The following is a 24,485-nucleotide window of genomic DNA, read 5'->3' on the forward strand; positions in this document are numbered from 1 at the left end:
TCTCCATTATAAGGTCAAAGAGCCTAGTTTATCAAACAACTACTAGTATTGGCGCAACCTTTTGTATTCCGGCTGTCGTTTTACCTTTTGTTTCTTAGGAGAATATAGTATGCCCGTCAAGTTTCCAGCTACCGCCAACAATGCAAACAACAGCCAGGATCCAGCAAACAGCGCCTCCAGACCGCCACTTTCCAACGACAAACGCGGTACGGCATAATACAGCATCACACCGCATAGAAGCAAACACAGTAATAACCTCTGTTTCATCCAATCCCCCCTTTTTTTCATCTATTCATTTTATGCCTTTGAAAGGAAAAAAGACTTGGCTGCAAAACGAGACTTTACTTTCCGATTGCTGTAATAACCTGCGTGAAAGGAAATGCTGCTGGGAAGACCCGTCATTTCAGCCGGTCAACCCACACGATACACATAAAAAACGGAAGCTCTAAAGGCTCCCGCTTCTTTTAAAAGTCTATTTCATCCCCGGCTTCCATGATCAGTCCATTTCCCTCTTCAAGCAAGTCCATGAATTTTTCAGGATCCTGTTTGATGACAGGGAAAGTATTGTAATGAATCGGCACGACTTGTTTGGCTTGTAGGAATTTCGCTGCAAGTGCTGCATCTTCCGGGCCCATGGTGTAATTGTCGCCGATTGGCAAGAATGCCAAGTCAATCGGATGTCGCTCACCGATCAATTTCATATCGGAAAATACCGCTGTATCCCCTGCATGATAGATCGTTTTCCCTTCTATCGTAAGCAATACGCCAGCAGGCATTCCTAAATAAATGATTTGCCCATCTCCGTTATTGAATCCCGTTCCATGGAATGCTGGCGTCAGTTTCACTTTTCCAAAGTCGAACTCGAAAGCTCCTCCGATGCTCATCCCGTGGGTCCTGACTCCTTGAGCACCCAGGTAGTCGGCAATCTCTGCAATGCCGATGACAAGTGCATCATCCCTTTTGGCCAATTCAACCGTATCACCGACATGGTCATTATGGCCATGTGTTAAGATGATCACATCCGGTTTCACATCTTCTACATTCAAATCGGTCAATTCGTTTCCAGTAATGAATGGATCGATTAAAATCGTTTTACCATTCGTTTCAACTTTTACAACTGCATGTCCATGAAAAGATACTTTCATTTTTGCTGCTCCCTTCCCATACCCACTAATTTTTTTAGGTAGCTTTCTTAGGCCTTTCCCATTTACTATACTTTTAAATATTGCTATGGTAATTATATCTTATTAATGGAGGTATCGTCATGAATGAACGTTTGACAGAACTACAAAATTGGCTACAGGCGAATGAGGCTGAAGCCGCTTTACTTACATCTACAGAGAGCATCTTCTATTTAAGCGGGTTTTTTAGTGATCCTCATGAAAGACTGCTGGCACTTGCCATTTTTGCAAATGCCGAACCATTCCTTGTCTGCCCGCAGATGGAAGTTCCGGATGCTAAACAGGCTGGATGGGATGGAGATATCATTGGATACACCGACATCGAAGATCCTTGGGGAAAAGTTAAGCAAGCAGTGGAGAATCGCGGGGTATCCATTCATAAAATGGCCATTGAAAAAGAGCATATGAATGTAGAGCGTTATGAAAAGGTCCAACAACACTTCAGCGCTCCAAAGCTCGTTTCCGCAGAAGAAAAACTTCAAAGGATGCGAATGATCAAGTCGGAAGATGAAATGGTCAAAATCCGTGAAGCATGCCGCCTTGCCGACTTTGCGATTGAAGTGGGTGTCAACGAAATTCATGAAGGTAAAACGGAAATGGAAATCCTTGCAGCGATAGAATTCGAATTGAAAAAGGCAGGAGTCAGCCAAATGTCTTTTTCCACCATGGTCCTGACTGGCAAAAATGGCGCTTCCCCACATGGCACACCTGGGAATACGAAGGTTCAACGCGGCGACCTCGTCCTCTTTGACCTTGGCGTCGTTCATGAAGGGTACTGCTCTGACATCACTAGAACGGTCGCATACGGAGATATCAATGATAAACAGGCAGAAATATATGAAACTGTACTTAAAGCACAAGAAGCTGCCGTTGCAGCCAGTAAACCTGGTGTATCCTGTTCCGAGATAGACTTGACGGCCAGAAACATCATCAGCAATAAGGGATACGGTGAATTCTTCCCGCACAGGCTCGGTCACGGACTTGGGATCAGCGTCCATGAGTATCCATCCTTGACTGAAACGAATTCTCTAAAACTTCAATCCGGAATGGTTTATACGATCGAACCTGGCATATATGTTCCGAATGTTGCAGGCGTAAGGATTGAAGATGATCTATTGATCACGGATGCAGGCTGTGAGGTTTTGACCAAATTCCCGAAGAGCCTGCAAATCATAAAGTGATAATGAAATAACCATTTAATATAACGAAACCCGGATACCCCCGCCTTCATTTAAGACGGGGGTATTTATTCAACATTTCAACTAATCGGTCCGCAGATCATACTTCATTGCTTTATCACTGCCGTCAAACGAAATGACCAGCCATTCACTATCTATTCTTATGATTCCCCTCTCGGCACCGAGATAATAAACAACATTATCTTTCTCTTTAAAATATTCCGTTTCTGTTGGAGACCCTAAAAGCGTGAACACTTCTTCTTTTGTCTTGCCTATCAATTCATGATCTTTGATTAAGTCATCTACCAGGTACACTCTTCCTTCATCATCATTTAACCATCTTTCGGTGGTGAACCTTGATTCATATTCATTTACCCCTAACCTAAAAACACAATAAAATAGAAGAGAAAAGCCAAGGCCTGATATGACTATAAATCTAATTTTGATTTTCCTTTTATTATGCTGATCGGTATATTTCCATGAAATCCATTGAAAAAATAGTAAAAGAACAAATGGAAGCAGCAGTGCTGATATACTCATTAAACTGATTGAAACATGTACAAAATTGATGTAAAAAATATAAATGAAATAGATCAAAGCATACAAAAGCACGTATAAAGATAATGCATAGTTTACTATTCTTGAAACACTCAAAGAAAAAAACTCCCCTCTCACATTAAATTTACCATAAATGAATAAATAAGGTAAATAAGGTGAGCGTTTCGCTTATGCAATGATTGGTGCTTATCTTTTCATCATAATAAGGCTATATTCATTTTTTTCATTTGGTAATTTCCAGATCATTGGCAAAAACATTCGCTAATTTGTTACAATTGAAATCAGATCCATTAGGTAAATCATAGTATAATAGGTATGAAATAGAAGGAGGAGATTCACTTGAATAGTATAGATTATAAAAATATTCTTGTAGCAGTGGATGGTTCGGAAGAAGCAGAGTGGGCCCTAAAAAAGGCAATCTATTTAGCAAAACTCAGTGACGCTACCCTTGTGCTCACACATATCGTGGATACAAGGAATTTCCCTACTGTCGAAGCTTATGATATGACTATCCGTGATCACTCTGAAACCTTTGCCAATGAGCTATTGGACAAGTATAAAACGGAAGCCATTGCATCCGGGATTGCAAAGGTCCAAACAGAAGTTGCCTATGGTTCTCCTAAAGTTCAAATTCCAAGGGATTTAGCGAAAAAGCATTCGATTGATTTAATTGTATGCGGTGCAACGGGCCTTAACGCAGTCGAACGTTTCCTTATCGGCAGCGTGTCGGAAGGCATAGTTCGCCATTCTAACTGTGATGTAATGGTCGTGCGTACGAATTGATAAAAGAAAATGATATAAAAAGCTCGTTCGCCAAATTGGTGAACGAGCTTTTTCCTGTTATTCACTTACCAGTTTTTCCGCTTTTTCAATCGCCAGCAGGACTTGGGCAAAACCTGTACCGCCCGCACTGTTACGGCGTTTAACTGCCTCATAAGGATTTAATGCATCATAAATATCATGATCAAACAAATCGGAAGCTTCCTTGAATTGTTCAATGCTCAGGTCGACTAAATAGCAGCCATTCTGGACACAGAACAATACAAGCTTCCCGACTACTTCGTGCGCCTCACGGAAAGGCATCCCCTTTGAAGCCAGGTAATCAGCTAATTCAGTCGCATTCGAGAAGTCATTTTTTGTTGCTTTTTCCATTATGTCCGTTTTCACTTTCATCGTTGAAATCATGCCGGCAAATATTTTAAGTGAACCAACAATGGTCTTAACCGTATCAAAAACGCCTTCTTTATCTTCTTGCATATCTTTGTTATAAGCAAGCGGCAGTCCTTTCAAAACAGTCAATAACCCCGTTAGGTTCCCATAAACCCGTCCTGTTTTACCACGGATCAATTCCGCCATATCAGGATTTTTCTTTTGCGGCATAATGCTGCTTCCCGTGGAAAAGGCATCATCCAATTCAATGAATTGGAATTCCTGGCTTGACCAGAGAATGATTTCTTCGCTGAAACGGGATAAATGCATCATCATTGTCGCACTGTTGCTCATGAATTCAATGGCAAAATCACGATCACTTACAGCATCAAGACTGTTTTCGTAAATTCCCTCAAACCCCAATAGCTCCGCACTGAGGGCACGGTCAATCGGGAAAGTCGTCCCAGCTAATGCCCCAGCACCCAATGGAGAAATGTTGATCCTTTTGAAACTCTCGGTGAAGCGCTGCTTATCACGCTCAAGCATCCAAAAGTAAGCCATTAAGTGGTGGGCAAATGAAATGGGCTGTGCACGCTGCAAATGTGTATAACCTGGAATTAGTGTTTCCACATTTTTCTTGGATTGTCCCAAAATCGATATTTGCAAATCATTGATGAGTTCCAGAATCACTTTCGTTTGGTTCCGCATATACAGATGAAGGTCGGTCGCAACTTGGTCATTACGGCTTCTTCCTGTATGAAGCTTTCCGCCAACTGGACCGATTTCGCTTATTAGCATACTTTCCAGGTTAAGATGGATATCTTCCATCTCAACCTTAAAAGTCAATTCACCCTTCTCAGCCTTTTCCTGTAAACTTTTCAGACCTGCAATGATCTGATCCGCATCTTCTTCAGGTAAAATGCTGCATTGCTTTAACATGGTTACATGAGCTAAACTGCCTTGAATATCTTCAAGGACAAGTTCCTGGTCAAAGGAAATGGAAGCTCCAAACTCATCTACCCATTCTTCGGCGGATTTCGTGAATCTTCCTCCCCAAAGCTTGCTGCTCACACTGTCACCTTCTTGTTATTGACCATGCTGTTCACTTTCGTTGGAAGTCCCCATAATTTAATGAATCCAACTGCTGCATCATGATCGAATTCGTCTGCTTTTGTATAGGTAGCCAATTTTTCGTCATATAGGGAGTATTCGGATTTTCTTCCTTCAACAATCGCATGACCTTTGAATAGTTTGACACGGACCGTACCCGTTACATTCACTTGTGTTTCTTTCAGGAATGCAGCCAAAGCTTTTTGAAGCGGTGAGAACCAAAGTCCTTCATAAATCAATTCAGTCATTTTCTTCTCGATCACCGGTTTGAAGTGAGCCAATTCTTTTACAAGCGTGATATCTTCAAGTTCTTTGTGTGCAGCTATCAATGTCATCGCACCAGGTGCTTCATAGACTTCACGTGATTTGATTCCTACTAATCTATTTTCAACGTGATCGATACGCCCTACTCCGTGTTTGCCGGCAATTTGATTCAACTCGACGATCAGGTCAGCCAATTTATAGTTTTTATCATTCAATGTAACCGGCACACCTTGTTCAAAACCAATTTCAATGATATCGGCAGTATCTGGCGTACATTCAAGGCTTGTAGTCAAATCATAGGCCTCTTCCGGCGGAGCTGCCCAAGGATCTTCCAGGATTCCGCATTCGTTACTTCTTCCCCAAAGGTTTTGGTCAATCGAGAATGGGCTCGCCATGCCAATCGGAACGGGAATGCCATTTTTCGCTGCATATTCAATCTCCTCTTCACGAGACCATTTCCAGTCACGAACAGGTGCAAGAACTTGCAAATTAGGGTTCAATGCGGAGATGGATACTTCGAAACGCACTTGGTCATTTCCTTTTCCCGTACAACCGTGTGCAACGGCTACCGCGTTTTCCGCTTCAGCCACTTCCACTAATTTCTTCGCGATCAGCGGACGTGATAAAGCCGATACCAATGGATATTTCCCTTCATACAAAGTATGTGCCTGAAGAGCCGTCAATGCGAATTCATCAGCGAATTCGTCCTTCGCATCAATGACATAGGAACTTACCGCACCAACAGTGATCGCTTTTTCTTTAATGAAGTCCAAATCTTTCCCTTCTCCGACATCCAAGCAGCATGCCACAACTTCGTACCCTTGATCTTGTAACCATTTAATTGCAACGGAAGTATCCAAACCTCCGGAATATGCTAAAACAACTTTTTGATTTTCCATTTCCATCGTCCTTTCGTGTGAATAAAAATTCATCGTTTGTTATTTTTATTCAATCTATGATTAGTACTTTATCATCTTTATTAAAGGAATACAAGGGGTATTTTAAAGATTTTGCTAAATAATCCGCTAATAATTTAGTGAATTTACACATTGGATGCTTCCGCGGGAATATAGTAAACTAGGAGTATGATAAATCGAAAAGTGGAGGGCATATGAAAGAACTATTTACCTTTGATGAACGGCTTGGCATCTCAATTCCCGATTTGAATCTGGAGTGGGATGAATATACAAAAGGCGAGCAACAGCAAATACTCGTACACTGGGAGAATATCCGGGGAAGCATCCCGGACCGCATCAAGGAACTGGAATCCACCATTAACCGAAAGCAGTTTCGGCTCTCGGATGAAAGTAATTTCGCCAAATCATGCCAGCTCAATTCCGAAATTGCGGAACTTGCTTCCATCATCAATGATTTATGGCTTTGGTATCGTGCCAATCAAGCCGTGACGGAAAAGATGCATAATTAAGGCCTATTCCATGCAAAAAAAGCCACAGTTTAAAACTGTGGCTTTTTTTGCATCCCTCTTATAAATCCTTGCGAAGTTCACCAACGACATGTCCCAATTCCGGAAGAATCAATTTATTCATCGCAAGCCGAACCGCCCCTGATGAGCCTGGGGTGGAAAAAACGGCTTTATTGTTCACGACTCCGGCAATCGCCCTGGATAGAATGGCGGCAGACCCGATATCCTCTTGATAACTGAGCATTCGAAAAATCTCGCCAAAACCGGGAATTTCCTTGGTCATCAACTCTTTGACCGCCTCGATCGTTACATCCCTATTGGCGATGCCAGTGCCACCATTTGTTAATATGACATCGACCTTGCTGATTTGGCTGCCAGAAGTGACCGCATCCTGAATCGCTTTCCGCTCATCTTTAACGATTACATATTCATTCACTTCATGACCATTCGATTTCAGCAATTCCATCATCAGTGCTCCACTTTTATCCGTTTCTTCATTACGTGTATCGCTGACGGTTATCACCATGCAGCGAACTGCCTCCGTGACGGCTTTTTTATGATTCTTGACACTCATTCTTCATCAGCCTTCTTCTCCAGTAAATAACGATATTGATAGAACTTCTGGGCAAATTCACTGACACTCCGGGTCATTTGATAATTGGATCCAGCCCCGATGGCCATGCTGATGAACGGTATGCCCCGAACCAGTTTTTTTCGAAAAACAGTAATGGATAATGCTTTCAACAGCTGCTTCAGAGGCTGTTCCATCCAGGTAGGGTTTGTCAGTTCTTCGATTCCTAAATAAAAATAGTCATCTTCTGCGGTCTGGACCTCGCGGATCAATTCTTCCCACGCTATTCCTTGGAGCCTCTTTGGCATCGCTCCTGCATTGAATACCTTAAGGGCCAGCATCATTTCAAACGGCGTATTCACCTCGACACCATAAGACATCGCAATAAGCTGTACGATCCTGACATTGATGACCGTCATGGCCGGAATATCGCTCCCTAGCAGAAGCAGGCCTCCTGATCCGCTCATCCCGCCCTGTGCAAATGAATATAAGCGATGCTTAGCGATATGCTGATTGGCTATGTAATTCAACTGATCGATCGATAAGTGATTCAAATCACTCAGCGTTTCGATATCTTCATTAAACACGCGCGCAGATGCTAAAATCCGCTCTCTTGCATCTATTTGAACTTGTGAGCTCTGAACCATGGCATGTAAATGAAAAAGCCAGGTATCCAGCTTTTCAAAAAACTGTTGTTGGACGTTTTCAGGAAGCAGGGCAAACCCCTGCTCCAACCATTTATCATACAAAGCAGCAAGGTCCGTGGGCTCATATTGATAAAGCTTTTCCTGCCATTCACTAATTTCATTCCAAATTTTCATTTCCCGGTTCGTGAATTCCATGCATCAAGCCTCCTATGTACAGAATTGGTGGATTCTCCCTTAAGTATACCATAGAGGACAGCTTTTCAGAGAACGGATGATGGGAATTCAGTATTAATGGGGATTGGCTGCATGGGCATAAACTCCATGAGGAGTCGGATTTCAAGGAGGAAATTTTATGGGAAAGACCCCTTACCAGAGGGATAAGGGGATCATTATAAAAAAACAGGAAGTCATGTTTTCCTAGTCTCGCTCAAAGCTATTTTCATGGTATCCCTGACAATCATGATTTCTTCATTAGTGGGGATGACCATGACTTTTACAGGGGAATAGGGTGCATTGATGAACGCTTCCTTGCCCGAGGTGCGATTGAGATCCTTATCCCAATATACCCCCATGAATTCAAGTCCCTCCAAGATTCGCCCCCTAATGGTTTGACTGTTTTCACCGATGCCCGCTGTAAAAATGATGCCATCCACACCTCCCATTTTAGCTGAATAGGAGCCAATGTACTTGTGAATTCGGTCTGCGAATACTTTAAGTGCGAGTTCAGCCCGCTCATTGCCTTTATCCGCTTCAACTTGAATATCGCGCAGGTCGCTGGAAAAACCGGAAAGGGCCAGGATGCCGCTTTTCTTATTCAGGACATCCAGAACTTCATCTGCTGTTTTACCCGTCTTCTCCATGATATAAGGAATCAATGCAGGGTCGATGTTCCCTGAACGAGTTCCCATAGTAACACCGGCCAATGGTGTAAATCCCATTGATGTATCAATTGATTTGCCGCCCTTTATGGCCGTGATGCTTGCACCATTCCCTAAATGGCACGATATCAATCGAAGCTGTTCAATTGGGCGGCCAATCATTACGGCTGCCCGCTGTGATACATATTTATGTGAAGTACCATGAAACCCATACTTCCTTATTCCGTATTTTTCATAATATTCAAGAGGCAAGCTGTACAAATAGGAACCTGCTGCCATCGTTTGATGGAAGGCAGTGTCGAATACCGCAACCGCTGGCACATCACCCAGTGCTTGCCTGAAGGCTTTGATCCCGGTGATATTGGCGGGATTATGAAGGGGCGCCAACTCGGAAAGCTTTTCGATTTCCTCTATTACATCCTCCGTAATCAAGACCGATTCGCTGAATACCTCACCGCCATGCACCACCCGATGCCCTACGCTTTCTATCTCTTCAAAGGAGTCAATGATGCGATGGTCAATCAGCTTTTCCAATAAAAGCCCTACAGCCACTTCATGATTTGGTATATCCATCGTTTCAGATACCTTTTCGCCTTCGAAGCTTAAAGTAAATGCGGAATCTTTCAAGCCGATTCTCTCAACAAGACCTTTTGTAATTACTTTTTCACTAGGCATCTCAAAAAGCTGAAACTTCAATGAAGAGCTGCCCGCATTAATAGCCATGATTTTTGACATCCATCCTGCTCCTTTTCTCTAAGCTAGTTCTTCCAATGTTATCTCAACGAAACGTGCAGTATATTGTACAATCTTATCATGACAAGCGAATTCAACCAAATATTAATGAATAATTGCAAATAATCACTCTCAAATAAAAAAATGAAAGCCAATGCCCGGGGCATCAGCTTTCATTGTCTATTTTTCCTCTTTAAACCAATCGTCCATCTGTTGCATGACAGACCTGGTCGCTTCGAAATCCGACAACTTCGGAAGCTGTACGAGCAATGCCTTCTTCGGTGCTTCGATACCCTCTTTTTTCTTTTGAAGGATCAGGATGCTTTTCGCAGCCGCTTCACTTTTAAACATGGAAAGCGGCAATTGCACCATCCCTTGGATATGTGTATGCTTCTTCAGAAAATCATTGAGTTTCGGCGCTTCCTCCGAGACGAACAGGTTATTCGGGACAATGAAGAATAGATGTCCGCCATCCTTCGCATGTTTAACACCTTGTTCAATAAACAAATGGTGTGCATACGAATGTCCCTTATCGGCCTTCAATTCATATTCAGCTGCACGTACATCATTCGGATAATAACCAATCGGCAAATCACTGACCACAACATCGGAAGGATCGATGAAAAGCGGCTCCAGGCTGTCCTGGTTAAAAAATTGCAGCGGGTGTTCTTGCAGGTTGGCACCTGCATAAGCAAGCCTGATCAAGGTTTCGTCAATCTCGACACCATATGAAGCGATGTTTTTATCAGTAAGTTGATTCAAGATCGCAAATAGTAAGTTCCCCGTTCCGATGGCTGGATCGAGCATGACTATCTCTTTTTGATCCTTTGTGAATTTACCGACTAAATAACTGACGAACATGCCGACTGCATCAGGAGTCATATGATGATTCGGCTGAACGCTCTGCTGCATGCCTTTTAAAATGGCAAGCTGGTACGCTTTTCGGATTGCTTCTTTTTCATATTTCTCTGGTGAAAAATCTGCATAATGCTTCACTAACCTTTTTTTCGATACTTCACTGATTTCCTCCTGCAGGACTTTCCCTTCGAAGAAATTCTCGCCCGTTTCACCTAAGGCATCCAGATACGTACATGATAGTTCACTTTGCAATATTTGGGCTGTTTCATCAAATTCATAAAATAATTGTTCAACTGGGGTAGACTTCACTTATTAATTCCTCCTGTTTGCTTCTGTCCCTATTTTAAAGGTAAGAAGAAAGAGATACAAGCCGTACGTCCTGCTTATCATTCTTCGATTATTTAACGTACCGTTTTCCGTTTTGAAATTCCGCATATAAGGAATCTCTCGCGCAAAATTTTAACCATGAGTAAGTAAAAGGTAAATTAAATACAAGGTGTAAAATTTGGACGTTGATTTCCACTTCAGGCACTCGCTTTCCGCGGGCGGTCTGCCCTCGGCTTGCGCCTGCGGGGTCTCCCCTAGACACGCTTTTCCCGCAGGAGTCTCGTACCTTATGTTCCAATCAACTTTGTTTTGAAATTAGATGGAAAACCTTTTGTCTAAAAACTCAAATACGGGTAGTGTTATTGCCCTGTATTTTTTTTTTATTTGGATAGGCTCAATGAATGCCCAAACAGAATACCATGCATGAGGTGGTGATTATATATGGATAATCAATATCAAAACTATCATGGGCAGGTTAATCCGATAAATCAGCAACATGATATTCAGTCAGCAGATGAATTAAACAGGCAACAACAGGGGTTTCAACAAGGGTTTCGACAAGGATTTCGACAAGGGTATCGACAAGGATATCGAGAAGGATTTCGAGCAGGGCAACAACAGGGGTTTTTCCCAGGACCGAGACAATTGCCGTCGTGGCCTAATGAAATTGACATAAGAGTTGGAACACCTAATGGGCAAGAGTGGTCTGGCAAGGTTGTTTTACCACAAAATGGTCCGACTTTCGAGCCTTAACTGATCCAGCATATAATAAATGAATCTAGTCAAAAGAACCGAACTGTATCGATCGACCTCAGAAATTAATAATAACCACAACTTAAATGAATATTAGAGCCTAAAAAGGACCTGTCCACTTCAACGACAAGGTGTTTATCAACAAGAAAATCAACATTAAAACAAAAAACCGGGCACATTGCGCCCGGTTTTTTTGAATTCGCATCTTATTTTGCCGCTTTAGCCGCTTCGATTGCACCTTCGTAATTAGGATGGCTGGTGCCTTCACTTACATATTCTACATATGTGATTTCATCAGAGCTGTTCACTACGAATACAGAGCGAGCCAATAGACGAAGTTCTTGCATGACTACACCATATGCTTCACCGAATGAAAGGTCACGGTGATCGGAAAGAACTTGAACATTATCCAAGCCGCTGGCAGCACACCAGCGTTTTTGCGCGAAAGGAAGATCGTTACTGATCGTAAGTACTTTTACATTATCCAATTTTGCCGCTTCTTCATTAAATTTACGTGTCTGTGCGTCACAAACACCTGTATCCACGGATGGAACCACGCTGATAATGCGGACAGAACCTTTGGAGTCGTTTAAAGTAACCGGAGATAAGTCATTAGCCAATACTGTAAAATCAGGTGCTTTGTCCCCAACTTTTAGTTCTGGTCCCACTAAAGTGATCGGGTTGTTTTTAAATGTAACTGAAGCCATTAAAAATTCCTCCTTTTTCTGCTATATGTACAAGCATAATAATATTTGTTTTGCCGGAATTTTGCAATTAATTGAATTGGGAAATGTGATTGGTGCTTGTACATGACATCCAAGCTTTTGAATCTGTAATGACATACTGCAGCAAAAATAAAAACTCGGCGGATGCCGAGTCGCAGTTAGAAATCAATATCCATTTTAGGTTCTTGGTACCTTTTTGCAGCTTGTTGACTGCCGCCTTGGTTTTGATTACTGCCCTGCTTTTGATTATTGTCTTTCTTGGATAGCATGGACTGGATCTTATCGACGACTTGAGGAGCTAAATCCATCATTTTTTCGAGAAGATGCGTCCCTTCATCCAGATGGATCATTTTCACCCCATGGGAACCGACAATCAAAAAGGCAATTGGTGTTATGGAAACCCCGCCGCCGCTACCGCCGCCAAAGGGCTGCTTGGAACCACCTTGCTGTCCTTGCTGGTTTCCATCCATCACAAATTCGCTGCCACCGGCTGCAAAACCAAATCCCACTTTGGATACGGTTAAAATGACACTTCCATCCGGAGTTTCAACCGGATCTCCGATGATCGTGTTCACATCGACCATTTCTTTCAGATTTTCCATAGCTTCTTTCATTAAACCTTGGATCGGATGATCTGACATTTAAATTCCCTCCACTCTAGAACGATTGTTTATTGGAATCACCTGATAGCTTCGCTAATTTCCTCGACTTGAAATGCGGCTTCCCGCCTTTCCAATAACGAAGCAGTTTTATTCCAGTCACCATAGCCTGCCCGATTCTAAATTGTAATATGCAGGAAATCGACGTGTTTGCCTGCCATCTCTGAAAGTCGGGTGTAATGGAATAGGAGGGCATGATACGGAAGTTGAAATAGCTTGTCAGCAACCCGATGATGGAACCTTTGAGTGCCCAGCATGCTCCAGTTAAGACACCGGTGTGTGCAGCGTTTTTAGTACCGACCTTACTATGCCAGGAGAATTTTTTGACTTGGACTTTCCCAGCGAAGTGACGGACGATCTTATGGAATCCGATGATATGCTGAAGCATCTCCAGAATGTCTGCAAATCCGTCACGCAAATCTTCGGCTGTGAATTTTTTCTTTTCTTCCTTTTTTGTTTTTCCGTTCATTTCTTTTTCTTCGTTTACTACTACAGTTGCCGAGTCATCTTCCAGTTTGATGACCGGAACCTTGAGTGTATAGTGAAAAAGCCCGTACCAAGCTGATAATTTAATATGTATTAGGTCATTCGTTTGGACACGTTTGTAGTCGATGGACACTTTTACTTTAGTGAAAACAACAATAAGCAGCACCAAAATGAGGATACCTATTATCAACAAAAGCCACTTCATGCACCCACACCCCTTCAGCCTATCATTATCGGCATATGCAAAAAAAATAAACCTGCAAAAGCGAAAATCACGCTCTTACAGATTTATGAATGGAAAAAATCATCTTCTGATCAACACTACGCCCGTGTCTGCAAAGACATCATGCAAAGCCTGTTTCTTCGGTAATAGGCCTGCCAAGAGATAGCCAATCCAAGTGACCTTTGAAATATAGCGGCCAATCAGCTCCCTGAACAAAATCGTTCCCCATGAAATGTTTTTTTTCTCTTCCTTCAATGCAACGACTTTCAGTCCAAAAATCATTTTACCAAGAGTTTGGTTCAAGAATTTGGTCATCAAAACAAAGTATAAGAAGAATACGACCCCCGTTAAAAAGCCCTCTGCGGAAAACCAGAGATCATCTGTCCCTTCATAAAACTTGAAGATGGGATGAATCAAAATCCGGTTCAAACTTCCGATAACCAATAGATCGGCTAAATAGGCCCAAAACCTCATCCAAAAACCGGCAAAATGAACTTTCTTGACACCATCATCATCCACGGCCTTACTGGCTGTTGAAAATCCCTGCTGAACGGGAATCTCTTGATCTGCCATTAGATTGGTTGAAGCGATTTGTTCATTATTTTCATTTCTTTCCGTCATCCTTCAGCCCCCCTATTCCGCATACAAATACATTAAGCGTGGAGAATTTGAAGAGGAAAGGATTTTTGTCAAGACTGCCGTTTCCACATCATTTCCCAACATTTTTTGCGCACCCATACTGAATAATGAACCGAATCCTGCCTCATCTGTATAACGGATAACTTGAGCATCCTTTTCACCGATATCCGTTTTCATCGCGGCAATTACATCATCCAAATGGCCGAAATCATCGATTAGATGGTTTTCTTTAGCCTGACGTCCATCATAAATGCGGCCATCGGCGATTTCCCTTACTTCCTTCTCTGACATACCGCGTCCGTCTGCAATGATTTTTACAAATTGGTCATAAGAATTATCGATCATGTCTTGGAGTATTTCACGTTCTTCACCAGTCATTTCCCGGGTCGGACTCATAATATCTTTGTGTGGTCCGCTTTTGATGGTTTGGAACTCAACACCATACTTCTTGGCCAACTTCTCGTAATTATACCCCTGCATGATGACACCAAGTGAACCCGTCATCGTTTCCGGACTAGCATAAATCTTATCGGCTGGTGCAGAAATATAATATCCTCCTGAAGCCGCCATAGACCCCATTGATACATAAACAGGTTTTTTCACTTTCTTGATATCAAGGATCTTTTCATATATCTCTGCACTTTCGACGACACCGCCGCCTGGAGAATTCACCCGAAGGATGATTCCTTTGATATCATCATTTTCCTCAGCCATCTTCAGCTTATCCATGAAGGCACGGTGATTATATGTTGCCGAACTAAGTAATGAGGCTTCTCCTGTATCTTGAATCGTGCCCTCTACATCGAATACGGCAATTACATTAGAGAAATCATCGCCTTCTATGACTTCCTCGTAAAATGCACTTTCAGAAGCAAATAAATCATCAATGATATTTTCCGTATCCGCTGTAAATATAGTCGTAGCCGTGCCTACAACAATAGAAACAAAAAATAAAACGGCTGCAATTCCAAGTGCCGCCCAACGCTTTCCATTCATCTGTTTTCCCCCTTAAATATATGTATCCTTCTTACCATACGAACTAAAGACGAAAATGTTTCATTCCATGATAAACCAAGACATATAAAATTGTAGCAAATAATCCTCCAATTGGAAATATATTGGTGCATTTTGCACAATCTCCATTTATTTTTCAATCTTCATTAATATATTAGTTTTACCAAGTTTCAATTTTTGAGCGGAGCAGTAAATGCCGTAAACGGAAAATCAGCTCAACTAAAAAGCTGCCGGGATCATCCCGACAGCTTCTCTATTTATTGCTTTGGAGCTAATTCAATTGCTGACTGAATGGCCGCAAGCATGCTTTTTTCATCAGCGATGTTCTTTCCAGCGATATCAAAGGCTGTGCCATGATCTACGGAAGTTCGGACAATTCCGCCCTTGAGCCCTACGGTAATATTGACCCCAGCCTCAATCCCCATAACCTTGATTGGGGCATGTCCCTGATCATGATAACAGGCAATGACAATATCAAAATCTCCACGCCCAGCCCGGTAGAACAATGTATCTGCAGGAAGCGGCCCGCTTACATTGATTCCTTCAGCCTGTGCCCTTTCTATTCCAGGCATTAACTTCTCTTCTTCTTCACCATTTCCAAATAAGCCATTTTCCCCTGCATGTGGGTTTATTCCACAAACGGCAATGCTTGGGTTTTGGAAGCCCGCCTTTGTCAGCGTTTCATGTGCAAGTTTAATTACTTTGTACGTCCGCTCAGGATTAATGCTTTCGATAGCTTCAATCAGCCCCATATGAGTCGTCAAATGGATGACCTTTAAATTGGGAGTGGTCAGCATCATCGAAAAGTCATTTGTATCAGTAAGGTCAGCAAGAATCTCTGTATGACCCGGATACATATGACCGCCTTTGTGGAGCGCTTCTTTATTCAGAGGGGCTGTACAGATTGAATGAATCTTCTTCTCCTTTGCCAGGTCGATGGCCTTTGCCAAGTATTGAAAGGCGCCGTCTCCCGCTAAAGCAGAAACTTCTCCAAATGGAAGGTCCAAAGGCAGGATGTCCAGATCCAGAACATCTATCGAACCGAACTCATATTTCGCCTCTGTAGGATCTTTTATGGCATGAACCGCTCCCTCAAAGCCTACTATAGGCTTAACCTTTTCTATTATTTTCGCATCTCCGATAATTAGCGGCCTGCACTGTTGATACACCTCAACGTGAGCCAGTGCTTTTACGATAATTTCCGGGCCAATTCCCGCCGCATCTCCCATCGTAATTCCGATAATGGGTCTCATCAATCATTCTCCCCCTTCAACTTATTCATCGCATGAATAAATACGTCCTCTGAACCAAATCCTCCAGCTTTCGTGACGACATAAATAGCGTCATTACCTAGGAATTTGGAGATTGGGACTCCTATTTCCAGTTCATCCAGCAATTCGAAACCTTTTACATCCCATAGATTGCATATTTGCTTGGCCGTATCGCCGCCGGTCATTGTCACACCTTTAAAATATTGTTTCTCTAACAGGACAGAACATACTGTTCCAATCGCTTTCACAATCTCGTTACTGACCTGTGTATGAGTAAGGCCTTTAGATTCGCCTGTTTTCCAAGCCATTTCAATATCCGCTTTTTCTGCAGTGGAATAAATGACGACATCCTGCCCTTGTGCTGCCATTTGGATGGCCTCATGATAGACTCTCCTGATTTCCTCAGTTCTTTCCCGGTCGTCCCCTACAGCTTTATGGGACTCGAATGATATGGCATGTACCTGGGTCTGTTCCAGCATTTTTTTCAACTGTTTCCGTGAATTCTTATTTACACTTCCGATCACTGTAAGGACCGGCGAGCTTGAATTAGGGATCTTCAATCGATTTTCCTTGTGTGGAATGGAATAATGGTCAGGCAGGTAATTGGCGATCCCTGCCGATCCCGCCCAGGCCACTTCAAGATTCATTTCCTTTGTATAATTCAATATGTCGTTCAAATGCTGCTCTTCGGTTGCATCGATGATGATATACGTTATCGAATCCTTAGCAAACCCTAATAACTTACTGTTCACATGGTTTTTGCCTTTGTCCAAATCTCCCACTGTAATTGTACCAATTTTATGTGATGTCTGGGCGCCAATCAACTCTGGCAGATACGATTGGGTCACAGGCGTTTTTGGGTCCTTGGAAATCTCTGTTTCTCCAAGAGGAATACCATTTAAATAGTGGGTAGAATCCAGAATTGACCTTCCATTTTTAGGATAACCCGGAGCGATCATGACTAAATCCGGCCTTATAGCATCATAGATGGCATCGATTTCAGCACCGATATTACCGCGCATTGTCGAATCCAGCTTTTTGAATATCGTTGAGAAGCCAGCCCGCTTTAAAAAACCTGCCGCTGCCTTGACTTTATCGTAAGCATCTTGCCTCTCAAGTGAGCGGCTGTCTGTATCAAATACGACGGCATCATAATCCCGTACATTTTCTTCATCCAATCCAAATAGTACGGTCGTTTTAAGACCATGTCGAGCCAATTGGACTCCGCTATCATTGGCGCCTGTTAAATCATCCGCAATAATCGCTAATTTCATTTAAATCCCTCCAAAACATGGACTAGCCTAATTATTGTATTTAGCCACTCCACCCTTCTTATCCAAATGCTTGGATAGGAAGCCGATGAATATCGGGAGAAGGATAGCTGTTGTTACAACACTTGCTGCAATTTGTACAGTAGCAAGCTCCGCATGGATCCCGAATGAAGCATTCGCTGCCACGATAGCCACCGGAGTCCCGACGGCGTTACCCGCAGTGGAGCCTTCAGAAGCACCGACAATCGGGTTCCATCCTATCCATTTAAAGATCAGATACCCTCCTCCACCAGTTAGGAGAACTGTAATCACGCCAAGTAATACTCCACTTAATCCACCTTGGATTATCGCTGTGAAATTAATCCCCATACCTAATGAAAAAGCAAAGAATGGAACAAGCTTATCGCTTCCTTTAGAAAGGAAATCTTTCATCTCGGAATCCAAATTCCCTAATACCACCCCGACTAGCAGTGGAAGCAATACGGCTATGAACGAAGTTGGAGAGAACATGCCATCAGCGAAGCCCATTGTCCCGAAAATAGCAAGCGCTACCATTGTTAAGAATGGACCGTCACTTAAAGCGAGAAATGGATAGGCAGCCTTGTCTTCTTCTTTCCCATACTGACCGGCTAATGCAATATAAAGCCCGCCATTGGAATTTGTCATGGCTGCAATAATTGCCAATGGTGCCATCCCTAAAAACAATCCGTTACTATCTGCCAGCCAGAACCCAAGTAGGCCGACCAGTGCTCCTAACACCCACTTATATGTTAAAAGTATAACGCCCTTTTTCACCGAAGTGCCTGCTGTACGAAGATTGATTTGCGTTCCGGCAATTAAGAGGAATAATGCTATCAAAGCACTTGAACTGTTCACGAAGAGTGCTTCCGTAAAACCGCCAATCCTTAATAGACTAGGAAATAATGTATTGATAGTGGCTGCCAGCAATAGCGGAACAACCATCATCCCCCCTGGGATACGATCAAGCGTTGCTTTAATTCTCATAATAAAAACCCCTTTGTTTTATTATTAAAGCGCTTACAATATTCATATTAAAATACGATGTTATTAAAAGCAACACTTATAAAAATATAAAACTACTTTTTGTTAAAATAGTTTAAAAACGCAACACTCTAATCAAAAAAAAAAAACAAACTTAAAGTCATTCTTTAAGTTTGCGCCATAATGTTGCCCGGTTGATACCCAATCGTTCGGCAGTTTTCGTTTGATTATAATTTTCCTCTTTAAGAACTCGCTGAATGATATACTTTTCCATTTCTTTTAGCGTCGCTTTTTGTGAAACGAAGATATCAGTCGGAATGTTATTATCTTCTATTATTTTCTGAATGGTTTCCTTTCGTATCACATACTCTTTTTCATTTAAAGCAATTTGCTTAATTAACTGTTTTAAATCGTCAATGTTGTTAGGATACGAATACTCTTCCAGAAGAGCAAGAGCATCACTTTTTATATTCATTGCGGTTGTTCCATACGTTTGATGATAATAGGATAAAAAGAATTTCGATAAGTTTCCTATATCGCTCTTTCGTTGCGATAAATCCTGCATATGAATCGTGTTTATTGCAAAATGTCCAGCAATGGCTTCGTTGATTTGAACATTTGATACAATGAATATCGATAGACTTTTTCTGCAGCAAATGCTTAGAAATTCTCTTAATGGTTCATAATCATCTAGACAATCGATATTTTTCAGAGTTATGGTGCGGATATGCTCAAGAGGGAGCTTGTTAAGATCAGCTTCCTTGAATTCTTTGAAATCAATTATAAGAAGCTTTCCATTTTTAGTTTGTTCATTATGTATATAATTTACAAGAAACTCCTTACCCGTCCCTCGATTTCCTTTTAAGTGAATGATTTCATGGTTCTTATATAGCGATGTTACATTATTTATGAGAACTGTATCCATGGCAATCGGTTCTGAGATGGAAGCTTCCTTAATCTGCACCCCTTTTTGTTCGAATCGTTTCATCGAACTGGCATCTAATACATAAACACCATATGAAGAGTACAAACCATCATGCCAAAAGCCGTCTACCTCTATACTGCTGCCATCCTGTGAAAAACTGGTATGAAGCTGCTTACTTACGTTCACTTCTCCATTCATGGTTCTATATTGATCATCGGTCAATGGATTGAAGTCAAAATCCGTTAAATGCTCATAGACGATTTGGTTATCACTATTTAAAATGACGATATTGTGGACTTCTTTGACTAAAAGCCTTTCAAACATCCTATTGATGTCGCTTTTGTAATGAAGATAGGCAATCATTTCCCTAGCATCATTGATAGCCCTTATGATTGATTCCCTTCCCGATTGAATGAGGAATCCTTTCATGCCATAAGAGATGGTTGTATTTATTGTAATCACATCACCAACAATCTGTTTATAACCCTCGTTTTTCAAAGTCAAAATGAGAGGAGCTACTTCTTTTGATTCACGGACCGTATAAACCTGTAAAGGAAGGTCCAATAAGTCAATAATCGATTGGGCGCCTGATGTTATATTTGAAAATCCTACGATGGCCGTTTTATCTTTAAGCTCACTGGCCAATGTCAGGGAACGGATCATATCATAACCGGAAAGGTGCATGTCAATCACTGGAATATTGATCGATTTCTTAATTAACTTGGCCGTCCCTCCCCTGCTGATTATGGCATCCGCTCCGTTTTCCGCTTCCAATTTTGCAAGTTCAACACCATTTTCCAAGTCGCCTATGGAATACCCTATTTCTATGTCTGGATAAAGAGGCACACACGCTTTTATAATTGGAATCATTGATTCATACGGTGCAATGATATGTACTTTCATACACATAACCTACTTTCTTTTATATCCGAACCCTATTCACCAATTGGTCATATACCCTTTGTATGGCAGGGATTTAAAGAGCCCTTACTGAGAATTCATTATACCATTATTCGCTTTTCACTTCCTAAAAGGAACTGCTTCGCTATCGAGTTAATACTGCTTCCTCAAACGAATAACAAAAATGCTTCATTCCATGATAAACTATGTCATATAAAAATGTACGAAATGTGCAGCTGCATTTTGTACTGCGGTTTTCCTTTTTCAAAAGAAAAGAAAGCCCTTTCATAAACATACATACTAGGAGGGATCATGATGAACACTCGAAGGAATATTTATTTTTTCCATGCACCGAATGCAGAGATGCTTAGCAAGGTTGAATACCTGTCAGACTTGGCGAAGCAACATTCGTATGAAGTCATCCAGGATTTCACAAAAGCAAACATCATCGTAAGCATCGGTGATGACGGCACATTCCTGCAGGCAGCCCGTAAAACCGGGTTCAGGGATGACTGTTTATATGCGGGCATTTCCACCACAGGTAATTTGAATATGTATTGCGATTTCCACTTGGAAGATACGGATAAAATGATCGATGCCATGACCAGAGAGCAAATTGAGGTGCGTAAATATCCAACCATCGATATCCAATTGGATGATCAGCCCTCCTTTTATGCCCTTAATGAACTCAGTATCCGGTCTTCCATCACCAAAACGTTCATCATGGATATTTTCATTGATCGACTCCATTTTGAAACTTTTCGCGGGGACGGAATCATTATTGCGACTCCGACAGGAAGCACCGCCTATAATAAATCGGTCAATGGGGCCGTTGTCGATCCCCTTCTCCCTTGCTTTCAAGTGAGCGAGCTTGCTTCCATCAATAATAATACCTATCGGACCTTAGGTTCCTCATTCATTCTAAGCGGTGATAGGACGTTGACCATCCACCTTGAACAAAACGGACCAAGCTATCCGATCATCGGAATGGACAATGAAGCCTTAAGCATCAATCATGTCGAACAGGTAAAGGTCCGGTTAAGCGGTAAAGTCATCAAGACCGTTAAGCTAAAAGACAATTCCTTTTGGGAAAAGGTTAAAAGGACCTTCCTTTGAACGAACTAAAAAGGTACCGGAGATGATAGCCGGTACCTTTATATATGATAAAAATCTTTCGTATTTTGATAAAGGGTTTCATAAACATTTTCAATCGGCAACCCTTTAATCGAAGCAATTTGACGCACACTGTCATGCATCATGCCGGGATGGGTCCATTTCCCTTCGAAAACCCCTTCAAACGGCCATGGGCCATCCGTTTCAATCATCATCAGATTAAGTGGGTATGCCGAAACTAGATCCTGTATTTCCCTCTCATAACAAACATCAGGTGTAATCGAAATGCGGTAGCCCTTTTCGGCCATTCTTTCGACTGTCCGGATATCGCCTTTAAACCAATGAAAGTGCGCCTTTGTGATTTGATGCTTATCCAAAAGGTCGCAAACGATAGGTGCATCTTCGTGGACGGCATGAAGGATAACCGGCTTTTCCACCTCTTTAGCAAAAGCCAGGAACTTCTCCAGTATCACTATATACGCTGAGTTATCAATATCAGGATTTTCCTGCCTTAAGTAATAGGGCAGTCCAACCTCACCTATGGCAACCATATCTTGACGATGTTCCCGCATCCAGTTCAATAATTCGTTCACTTCTTCATCACTCGGGAGGGGCTGCTCTGGATGAAAGCCAAAGGCAGGCTTAATTCGGGAATCTTTCAGTGAAAGCTGATGATTGTTAATCGAAGAAGCCAAATTCATGGAAACAGTCAGCAAGGATTGCAAATGAACCTTTTCCATGTCAGTCAAAATCTGCTTCCGCTTAACAACATCATATTTATCCAAATGGATATGGCTGTCAATGATTCTCAAAATTTAATAGCCTCCTTACTTAAGTAGAAAGAGTTGGCATTAATGCTGCATATAACTCTCTTTTCAAATGAAAAAATTCATCACTAAGAAGCTGTTCTTCACTTCTTGGCCTTGGAAATGGAACATTCACTTCTTTGATGACAGCAGCCGGTTTTGCTGATAACACATAAATTCTATCGGATAGGAAAACCGCTTCATCTATGCTATGCGTAACAAAAAGCACCGACCTCCGATTTTCTTCCCAAACCGACAACAGCCATTTTTGCATTTTCAATCTTGTCAGTTCATCCAAGGCAGAAAAGGGTTCGTCCAGGCACATCAAGTCCTGTGGACTTAAGATACTCCGGATGAATGCGGCCCTTTGCTTCATGCCTCCTGATAATTCATGCGGATATGCTTTCTCATACTCTTCTAATCCAGCTTTCCTCAAAAGGGCTTTTGCCTTTTCTTTATCTTTGATCCCAGCAAGTTCACTTCCAAGCAAAACATTTTCCAATACCGTTCTCCAAGGTAAAAGGGAAGGCTGCTGCGGCATATAGCTGATATGGCCCTTTAAACCATTTATCTTTTTACCATCCAGTGAAATGATGCCATGATCCGGCTTCAAAATACCGCCGATCAAGTGGAACAATGTACTTTTACCACTGCCCGATGGCCCAAGGATCGTGACAAATTCCCCATCACCCACATGAAAATTCATATTCTCCAATATATTCTGTTTACCATCGAAAGAATAGGAGACATCTTTAATTTCCAGCTTCATCCTTGCCGCCCTCCTTTCTCTTCCAAGAAACTAAGTATTTCTCCAGGAAGGTGATGATTCCAAAAAAGATCAGGCTCATTCCCATGATGATGAAAATGGCAACAAACACCCGGTCTGTCCTGAACGCAGAAGACGCGAGCGTCATATAAACACCAATCCCCGATTTTGCCCCGAGCCACTCTGAAATAACCGCACCCATTACACTATAGGTGGCCGAAATTTTCAGGCCGGAGAAAATGAACGGGATTGAGTGGGGAAATTCCAGCTTCCAAAATAACTGGTTCTTTCCCGCTCCCATCATCTTGAAATAATGCTTAAGTTCGTATGGTGTCTGGCGAAAACCGTCCAATGATGCAACCGCAACCGGAAAAAAACATACAAGCGAAATCACGATTAACTTAGGCAGCATGCCAAAGCCAAACCAGATCACCAAAAGCGGGGCCAAAACTATGATAGGTATATTTTGTGATAGTATGAGCAGAGGATAAACCGCGTCCTTCACACCTGGAAATAGGTGTAAGGTTGCAGCAACCAATAAGCCGATGCAGCTTCCAATAAAAAAGCCCGACAACGCAAGCTCGGTTGTGGATATAAGGTGTCCGTAAAGATTGCGCGACGACTCAATTCCTTCTATGAAAATGGCCGATGGAGCGGGAAGCAGCCATTCTTCAACCTTCAATAAGACTGTCACTGACTCCCAAACTATCAGCAACAATAATAAAAGAAAGAAGGGAGCCCCCTTCTTCCAAATTCCCCTTCCGATCATGCCCGATATTTCTCCGTTAACGTATCCATCGTAATCCCGCTTGGCTGATATAATATTTTCACTTGCGAAATGACATTCGGCGATCCTATTTCAATCATTCTTACATTCATTTTTTCTATCACGGCAAAAAGTTCGGAAAGCTCGCCCTCCATTGTCGTTTCAAGCGGGTGAACCTCATACTTGACACCTGATTCTTCAATGATCTTGATTGCTTCATCGACCATAGGGATGACATTTTCCCCTTTAGGGATAATTTGTATACTAATTAATGAATTGGCCATTGTATT

General features: G+C 42.1%; 27 protein-coding genes. 5 read left to right on the forward strand and 22 right to left on the reverse strand.

Annotated features, from left to right (window positions below; all coding sequences use genetic code 11):
* Positions 1 to 42: 42 nt before the first annotated feature.
* The gene (locus tag ABOA58_RS19945; RefSeq protein ID WP_350299696.1) at positions 43 to 267 is read right to left on the reverse strand and encodes a hypothetical protein; all 225 of its coding nucleotides are present in this window, start codon (positions 265 to 267) and stop codon (positions 43 to 45) included.
* A 197-nt stretch (positions 268 to 464) separates the two neighbouring features.
* Complete coding sequence (locus tag ABOA58_RS19950) at positions 465 to 1,145, reverse strand: metal-dependent hydrolase (RefSeq protein ID WP_350299697.1); 681 nt, start codon at positions 1,143 to 1,145, stop codon at positions 465 to 467.
* A gap of 119 nt (positions 1,146 to 1,264) precedes the next feature.
* Here ABOA58_RS19950 and ABOA58_RS19955 point away from each other — a divergent pair, with 119 nt between their 5' ends.
* Positions 1,265 to 2,362 carry a M24 family metallopeptidase gene (locus tag ABOA58_RS19955; protein ID WP_350299698.1) on the forward strand — a complete coding sequence of 366 codons (1,098 nt, stop codon included), beginning with the start codon at positions 1,265 to 1,267 and terminating at the stop codon, positions 2,360 to 2,362.
* An 81-nt stretch (positions 2,363 to 2,443) separates the two neighbouring features.
* Here the strand turns inward: ABOA58_RS19955 and ABOA58_RS19960 are convergent, their stop codons facing one another.
* Entirely contained in the window at positions 2,444 to 3,013 is a 570-nt protein-coding gene (locus ABOA58_RS19960) for a hypothetical protein (protein WP_350299699.1), read from the reverse strand.
* A 252-nt stretch (positions 3,014 to 3,265) separates the two neighbouring features.
* Here ABOA58_RS19960 and ABOA58_RS19965 point away from each other — a divergent pair, with 252 nt between their 5' ends.
* Positions 3,266 to 3,700 carry a universal stress protein gene (locus ABOA58_RS19965; protein ID WP_214791049.1) on the forward strand — a complete coding sequence of 145 codons (435 nt, stop codon included), beginning with the start codon at positions 3,266 to 3,268 and terminating at the stop codon, positions 3,698 to 3,700.
* A gap of 57 nt (positions 3,701 to 3,757) precedes the next feature.
* On the opposite strand, the gene argH is transcribed toward ABOA58_RS19965, so the two are convergent.
* Complete coding sequence (argH, locus tag ABOA58_RS19970) at positions 3,758 to 5,137, reverse strand: argininosuccinate lyase (RefSeq protein ID WP_350299700.1); 1,380 nt, start codon at positions 5,135 to 5,137, stop codon at positions 3,758 to 3,760.
* Positions 5,134 to 6,339, reverse strand: a complete 1,206-nt coding sequence (locus ABOA58_RS19975; RefSeq protein WP_048681084.1) for an argininosuccinate synthase — start codon at positions 6,337 to 6,339, stop codon at positions 5,134 to 5,136. The genes argH and ABOA58_RS19975 overlap by 4 nt, the downstream gene beginning before the upstream one ends.
* A gap of 212 nt (positions 6,340 to 6,551) precedes the next feature.
* Here ABOA58_RS19975 and ABOA58_RS19980 point away from each other — a divergent pair, with 212 nt between their 5' ends.
* A complete protein-coding gene (locus ABOA58_RS19980) occupies positions 6,552 to 6,866 on the forward strand; it encodes a hypothetical protein (protein ID WP_350299701.1) in 315 nt (104 codons plus the stop codon).
* Positions 6,867 to 6,924: 58 nt separating this feature from the next.
* On the opposite strand, the gene ABOA58_RS19985 is transcribed toward ABOA58_RS19980, so the two are convergent.
* From ABOA58_RS19985 to ABOA58_RS20000, 4 genes are all read right to left on the reverse strand, one after another.
* Positions 6,925 to 7,437, reverse strand: coding sequence for a MogA/MoaB family molybdenum cofactor biosynthesis protein (locus ABOA58_RS19985; RefSeq protein ID WP_350299702.1), 513 nt, complete (start codon positions 7,435 to 7,437; stop codon positions 6,925 to 6,927).
* Entirely contained in the window at positions 7,434 to 8,276 is an 843-nt protein-coding gene (locus ABOA58_RS19990) for an EcsC family protein (RefSeq protein ID WP_350299703.1), read from the reverse strand. Before ABOA58_RS19990 ends, ABOA58_RS19985 begins: the two co-directional genes overlap by 4 nt.
* A 212-nt stretch (positions 8,277 to 8,488) precedes the next feature.
* Positions 8,489 to 9,694, reverse strand: coding sequence for an acetate kinase (locus ABOA58_RS19995; RefSeq protein ID WP_350299704.1), 1,206 nt, complete (start codon positions 9,692 to 9,694; stop codon positions 8,489 to 8,491).
* A gap of 177 nt (positions 9,695 to 9,871) precedes the next feature.
* Positions 9,872 to 10,858 (reverse strand): class I SAM-dependent methyltransferase, encoded by a 987-nt coding sequence (locus tag ABOA58_RS20000; RefSeq protein ID WP_137018157.1) that lies wholly within the window; start codon positions 10,856 to 10,858, stop codon positions 9,872 to 9,874.
* A 459-nt stretch (positions 10,859 to 11,317) separates the two neighbouring features.
* Here ABOA58_RS20000 and ABOA58_RS20005 point away from each other — a divergent pair, with 459 nt between their 5' ends.
* On the forward strand, positions 11,318 to 11,629 hold the full coding sequence (locus ABOA58_RS20005; RefSeq protein WP_350299705.1) for a hypothetical protein: 312 nt from the start codon (positions 11,318 to 11,320) through the stop codon (positions 11,627 to 11,629).
* 206 nt (positions 11,630 to 11,835) lie between these two features.
* Here the strand turns inward: ABOA58_RS20005 and tpx are convergent, their stop codons facing one another.
* The 9 genes from tpx to ABOA58_RS20050 form a co-directional block, all read right to left on the reverse strand.
* Positions 11,836 to 12,336 (reverse strand): thiol peroxidase, encoded by a 501-nt coding sequence (gene tpx, locus ABOA58_RS20010; RefSeq protein ID WP_101222931.1) that lies wholly within the window; start codon positions 12,334 to 12,336, stop codon positions 11,836 to 11,838.
* Between the two features lie 176 nt (positions 12,337 to 12,512).
* Positions 12,513 to 12,995: a GerW family sporulation protein gene (gene ytfJ, locus ABOA58_RS20015; protein ID WP_350299706.1), complete on the reverse strand. Its 483-nt coding sequence runs from the start codon at positions 12,993 to 12,995 to the stop codon at positions 12,513 to 12,515.
* A 16-nt stretch (positions 12,996 to 13,011) separates the two neighbouring features.
* Positions 13,012 to 13,704 carry a DUF2953 domain-containing protein gene (locus ABOA58_RS20020; protein ID WP_350299707.1) on the reverse strand — a complete coding sequence of 231 codons (693 nt, stop codon included), beginning with the start codon at positions 13,702 to 13,704 and terminating at the stop codon, positions 13,012 to 13,014.
* A 99-nt stretch (positions 13,705 to 13,803) separates the two neighbouring features.
* Positions 13,804 to 14,343: an RDD family protein gene (locus ABOA58_RS20025; protein ID WP_350299708.1), complete on the reverse strand. Its 540-nt coding sequence runs from the start codon at positions 14,341 to 14,343 to the stop codon at positions 13,804 to 13,806.
* 12 nt (positions 14,344 to 14,355) lie between these two features.
* Positions 14,356 to 15,357: a signal peptide peptidase SppA gene (gene sppA / locus ABOA58_RS20030; protein WP_350299709.1), complete on the reverse strand. Its 1,002-nt coding sequence runs from the start codon at positions 15,355 to 15,357 to the stop codon at positions 14,356 to 14,358.
* Positions 15,358 to 15,632: 275 nt separating this feature from the next.
* Complete coding sequence (pdxA, locus tag ABOA58_RS20035; protein ID WP_350299710.1) at positions 15,633 to 16,628, reverse strand: 4-hydroxythreonine-4-phosphate dehydrogenase PdxA; 996 nt, start codon at positions 16,626 to 16,628, stop codon at positions 15,633 to 15,635.
* On the reverse strand, positions 16,628 to 17,920 hold the full coding sequence (locus tag ABOA58_RS20040) for a four-carbon acid sugar kinase family protein (protein ID WP_350299711.1): 1,293 nt from the start codon (positions 17,918 to 17,920) through the stop codon (positions 16,628 to 16,630). The genes pdxA and ABOA58_RS20040 overlap by 1 nt, the downstream gene beginning before the upstream one ends.
* 27 nt (positions 17,921 to 17,947) lie before the next feature.
* Positions 17,948 to 18,922 (reverse strand): 2-keto-3-deoxygluconate permease, encoded by a 975-nt coding sequence (locus ABOA58_RS20045; protein WP_350299712.1) that lies wholly within the window; start codon positions 18,920 to 18,922, stop codon positions 17,948 to 17,950.
* Between the two features lie 157 nt (positions 18,923 to 19,079).
* Positions 19,080 to 20,747, reverse strand: coding sequence for a PrpR N-terminal domain-containing protein (locus ABOA58_RS20050; RefSeq protein ID WP_350299713.1), 1,668 nt, complete (start codon positions 20,745 to 20,747; stop codon positions 19,080 to 19,082).
* Positions 20,748 to 21,059: 312 nt separating this feature from the next.
* On the opposite strand from ABOA58_RS20050, the gene ABOA58_RS20055 reads away from it, so the two are divergent.
* Positions 21,060 to 21,860 carry an NAD kinase gene (locus ABOA58_RS20055; RefSeq protein WP_137018150.1) on the forward strand — a complete coding sequence of 267 codons (801 nt, stop codon included), beginning with the start codon at positions 21,060 to 21,062 and terminating at the stop codon, positions 21,858 to 21,860.
* A gap of 38 nt (positions 21,861 to 21,898) precedes the next feature.
* Here the strand turns inward: ABOA58_RS20055 and ABOA58_RS20060 are convergent, their stop codons facing one another.
* From ABOA58_RS20060 to ABOA58_RS20075, 4 genes are read right to left on the reverse strand one after another with little or no spacing between them, the layout of a single operon-like run.
* On the reverse strand, positions 21,899 to 22,669 hold the full coding sequence (locus ABOA58_RS20060) for a TatD family hydrolase (RefSeq protein ID WP_350299714.1): 771 nt from the start codon (positions 22,667 to 22,669) through the stop codon (positions 21,899 to 21,901).
* 19 nt (positions 22,670 to 22,688) lie between these two features.
* Positions 22,689 to 23,432 (reverse strand): ABC transporter ATP-binding protein, encoded by a 744-nt coding sequence (locus ABOA58_RS20065; RefSeq protein WP_350299715.1) that lies wholly within the window; start codon positions 23,430 to 23,432, stop codon positions 22,689 to 22,691.
* Positions 23,416 to 24,198 (reverse strand): ABC transporter permease, encoded by a 783-nt coding sequence (locus ABOA58_RS20070; protein ID WP_350299716.1) that lies wholly within the window; start codon positions 24,196 to 24,198, stop codon positions 23,416 to 23,418. The genes ABOA58_RS20065 and ABOA58_RS20070 overlap by 17 nt, the downstream gene beginning before the upstream one ends.
* Positions 24,195 to 24,479: a thiamine-binding protein gene (locus ABOA58_RS20075; RefSeq protein WP_034309193.1), complete on the reverse strand. Its 285-nt coding sequence runs from the start codon at positions 24,477 to 24,479 to the stop codon at positions 24,195 to 24,197. The genes ABOA58_RS20070 and ABOA58_RS20075 overlap by 4 nt, the downstream gene beginning before the upstream one ends.
* Positions 24,480 to 24,485 lie beyond the last annotated feature (6 nt).

This window comes from Peribacillus frigoritolerans, assembly GCF_040250305.1.
Taxonomy (GTDB): Bacteria; Bacillota; Bacilli; order Bacillales; family DSM-1321; genus Peribacillus.

What these genes read in the sequence shown, in the direction of transcription:
- ABOA58_RS19950 (WP_350299697.1), bottom strand. Translation starts at nt 1,145, where the DNA reads ATGAAAGTATCTTTTCATGGACATGCAGTTGTAAAAGTTGAAACGAAT.
- ABOA58_RS19985 (WP_350299702.1), bottom strand. Translation starts at nt 7,437, where the DNA reads ATGAGTGTCAAGAATCATAAAAAAGCCGTCACGGAGGCAGTTCGCTGC.
- ABOA58_RS19980 (WP_350299701.1), top strand. Translation starts at nt 6,552, where the DNA reads ATGAAAGAACTATTTACCTTTGATGAACGGCTTGGCATCTCAATTCCC.
- ABOA58_RS19955 (WP_350299698.1), top strand. Translation starts at nt 1,265, where the DNA reads ATGAATGAACGTTTGACAGAACTACAAAATTGGCTACAGGCGAATGAG.
- ABOA58_RS20070 (WP_350299716.1), bottom strand. Translation starts at nt 24,198, where the DNA reads ATGATCGGAAGGGGAATTTGGAAGAAGGGGGCTCCCTTCTTTCTTTTA.
- tpx (WP_101222931.1), bottom strand. Translation starts at nt 12,336, where the DNA reads ATGGCTTCAGTTACATTTAAAAACAACCCGATCACTTTAGTGGGACCA.
- ABOA58_RS20075 (WP_034309193.1), bottom strand. Translation starts at nt 24,479, where the DNA reads ATGGCCAATTCATTAATTAGTATACAAATTATCCCTAAAGGGGAAAAT.
- ABOA58_RS20005 (WP_350299705.1), top strand. Translation starts at nt 11,318, where the DNA reads ATGGATAATCAATATCAAAACTATCATGGGCAGGTTAATCCGATAAAT.
- ABOA58_RS20055 (WP_137018150.1), top strand. Translation starts at nt 21,060, where the DNA reads ATGAACACTCGAAGGAATATTTATTTTTTCCATGCACCGAATGCAGAG.
- ABOA58_RS20040 (WP_350299711.1), bottom strand. Translation starts at nt 17,920, where the DNA reads ATGAAATTAGCGATTATTGCGGATGATTTAACAGGCGCCAATGATAGC.
- pdxA (WP_350299710.1), bottom strand. Translation starts at nt 16,628, where the DNA reads ATGAGACCCATTATCGGAATTACGATGGGAGATGCGGCGGGAATTGGC.
- ABOA58_RS20025 (WP_350299708.1), bottom strand. Translation starts at nt 14,343, where the DNA reads ATGACGGAAAGAAATGAAAATAATGAACAAATCGCTTCAACCAATCTA.
- ABOA58_RS19975 (WP_048681084.1), bottom strand. Translation starts at nt 6,339, where the DNA reads ATGGAAAATCAAAAAGTTGTTTTAGCATATTCCGGAGGTTTGGATACT.
- ytfJ (WP_350299706.1), bottom strand. Translation starts at nt 12,995, where the DNA reads ATGTCAGATCATCCGATCCAAGGTTTAATGAAAGAAGCTATGGAAAAT.
- ABOA58_RS19945 (WP_350299696.1), bottom strand. Translation starts at nt 267, where the DNA reads ATGAAACAGAGGTTATTACTGTGTTTGCTTCTATGCGGTGTGATGCTG.
- ABOA58_RS20050 (WP_350299713.1), bottom strand. Translation starts at nt 20,747, where the DNA reads ATGAAAGTACATATCATTGCACCGTATGAATCAATGATTCCAATTATA.
- ABOA58_RS19990 (WP_350299703.1), bottom strand. Translation starts at nt 8,276, where the DNA reads ATGGAATTCACGAACCGGGAAATGAAAATTTGGAATGAAATTAGTGAA.
- ABOA58_RS19995 (WP_350299704.1), bottom strand. Translation starts at nt 9,694, where the DNA reads ATGTCAAAAATCATGGCTATTAATGCGGGCAGCTCTTCATTGAAGTTT.
- ABOA58_RS20020 (WP_350299707.1), bottom strand. Translation starts at nt 13,704, where the DNA reads ATGAAGTGGCTTTTGTTGATAATAGGTATCCTCATTTTGGTGCTGCTT.
- ABOA58_RS20065 (WP_350299715.1), bottom strand. Translation starts at nt 23,432, where the DNA reads ATGAAGCTGGAAATTAAAGATGTCTCCTATTCTTTCGATGGTAAACAG.
- sppA (WP_350299709.1), bottom strand. Translation starts at nt 15,357, where the DNA reads ATGAATGGAAAGCGTTGGGCGGCACTTGGAATTGCAGCCGTTTTATTT.
- ABOA58_RS20045 (WP_350299712.1), bottom strand. Translation starts at nt 18,922, where the DNA reads ATGAGAATTAAAGCAACGCTTGATCGTATCCCAGGGGGGATGATGGTT.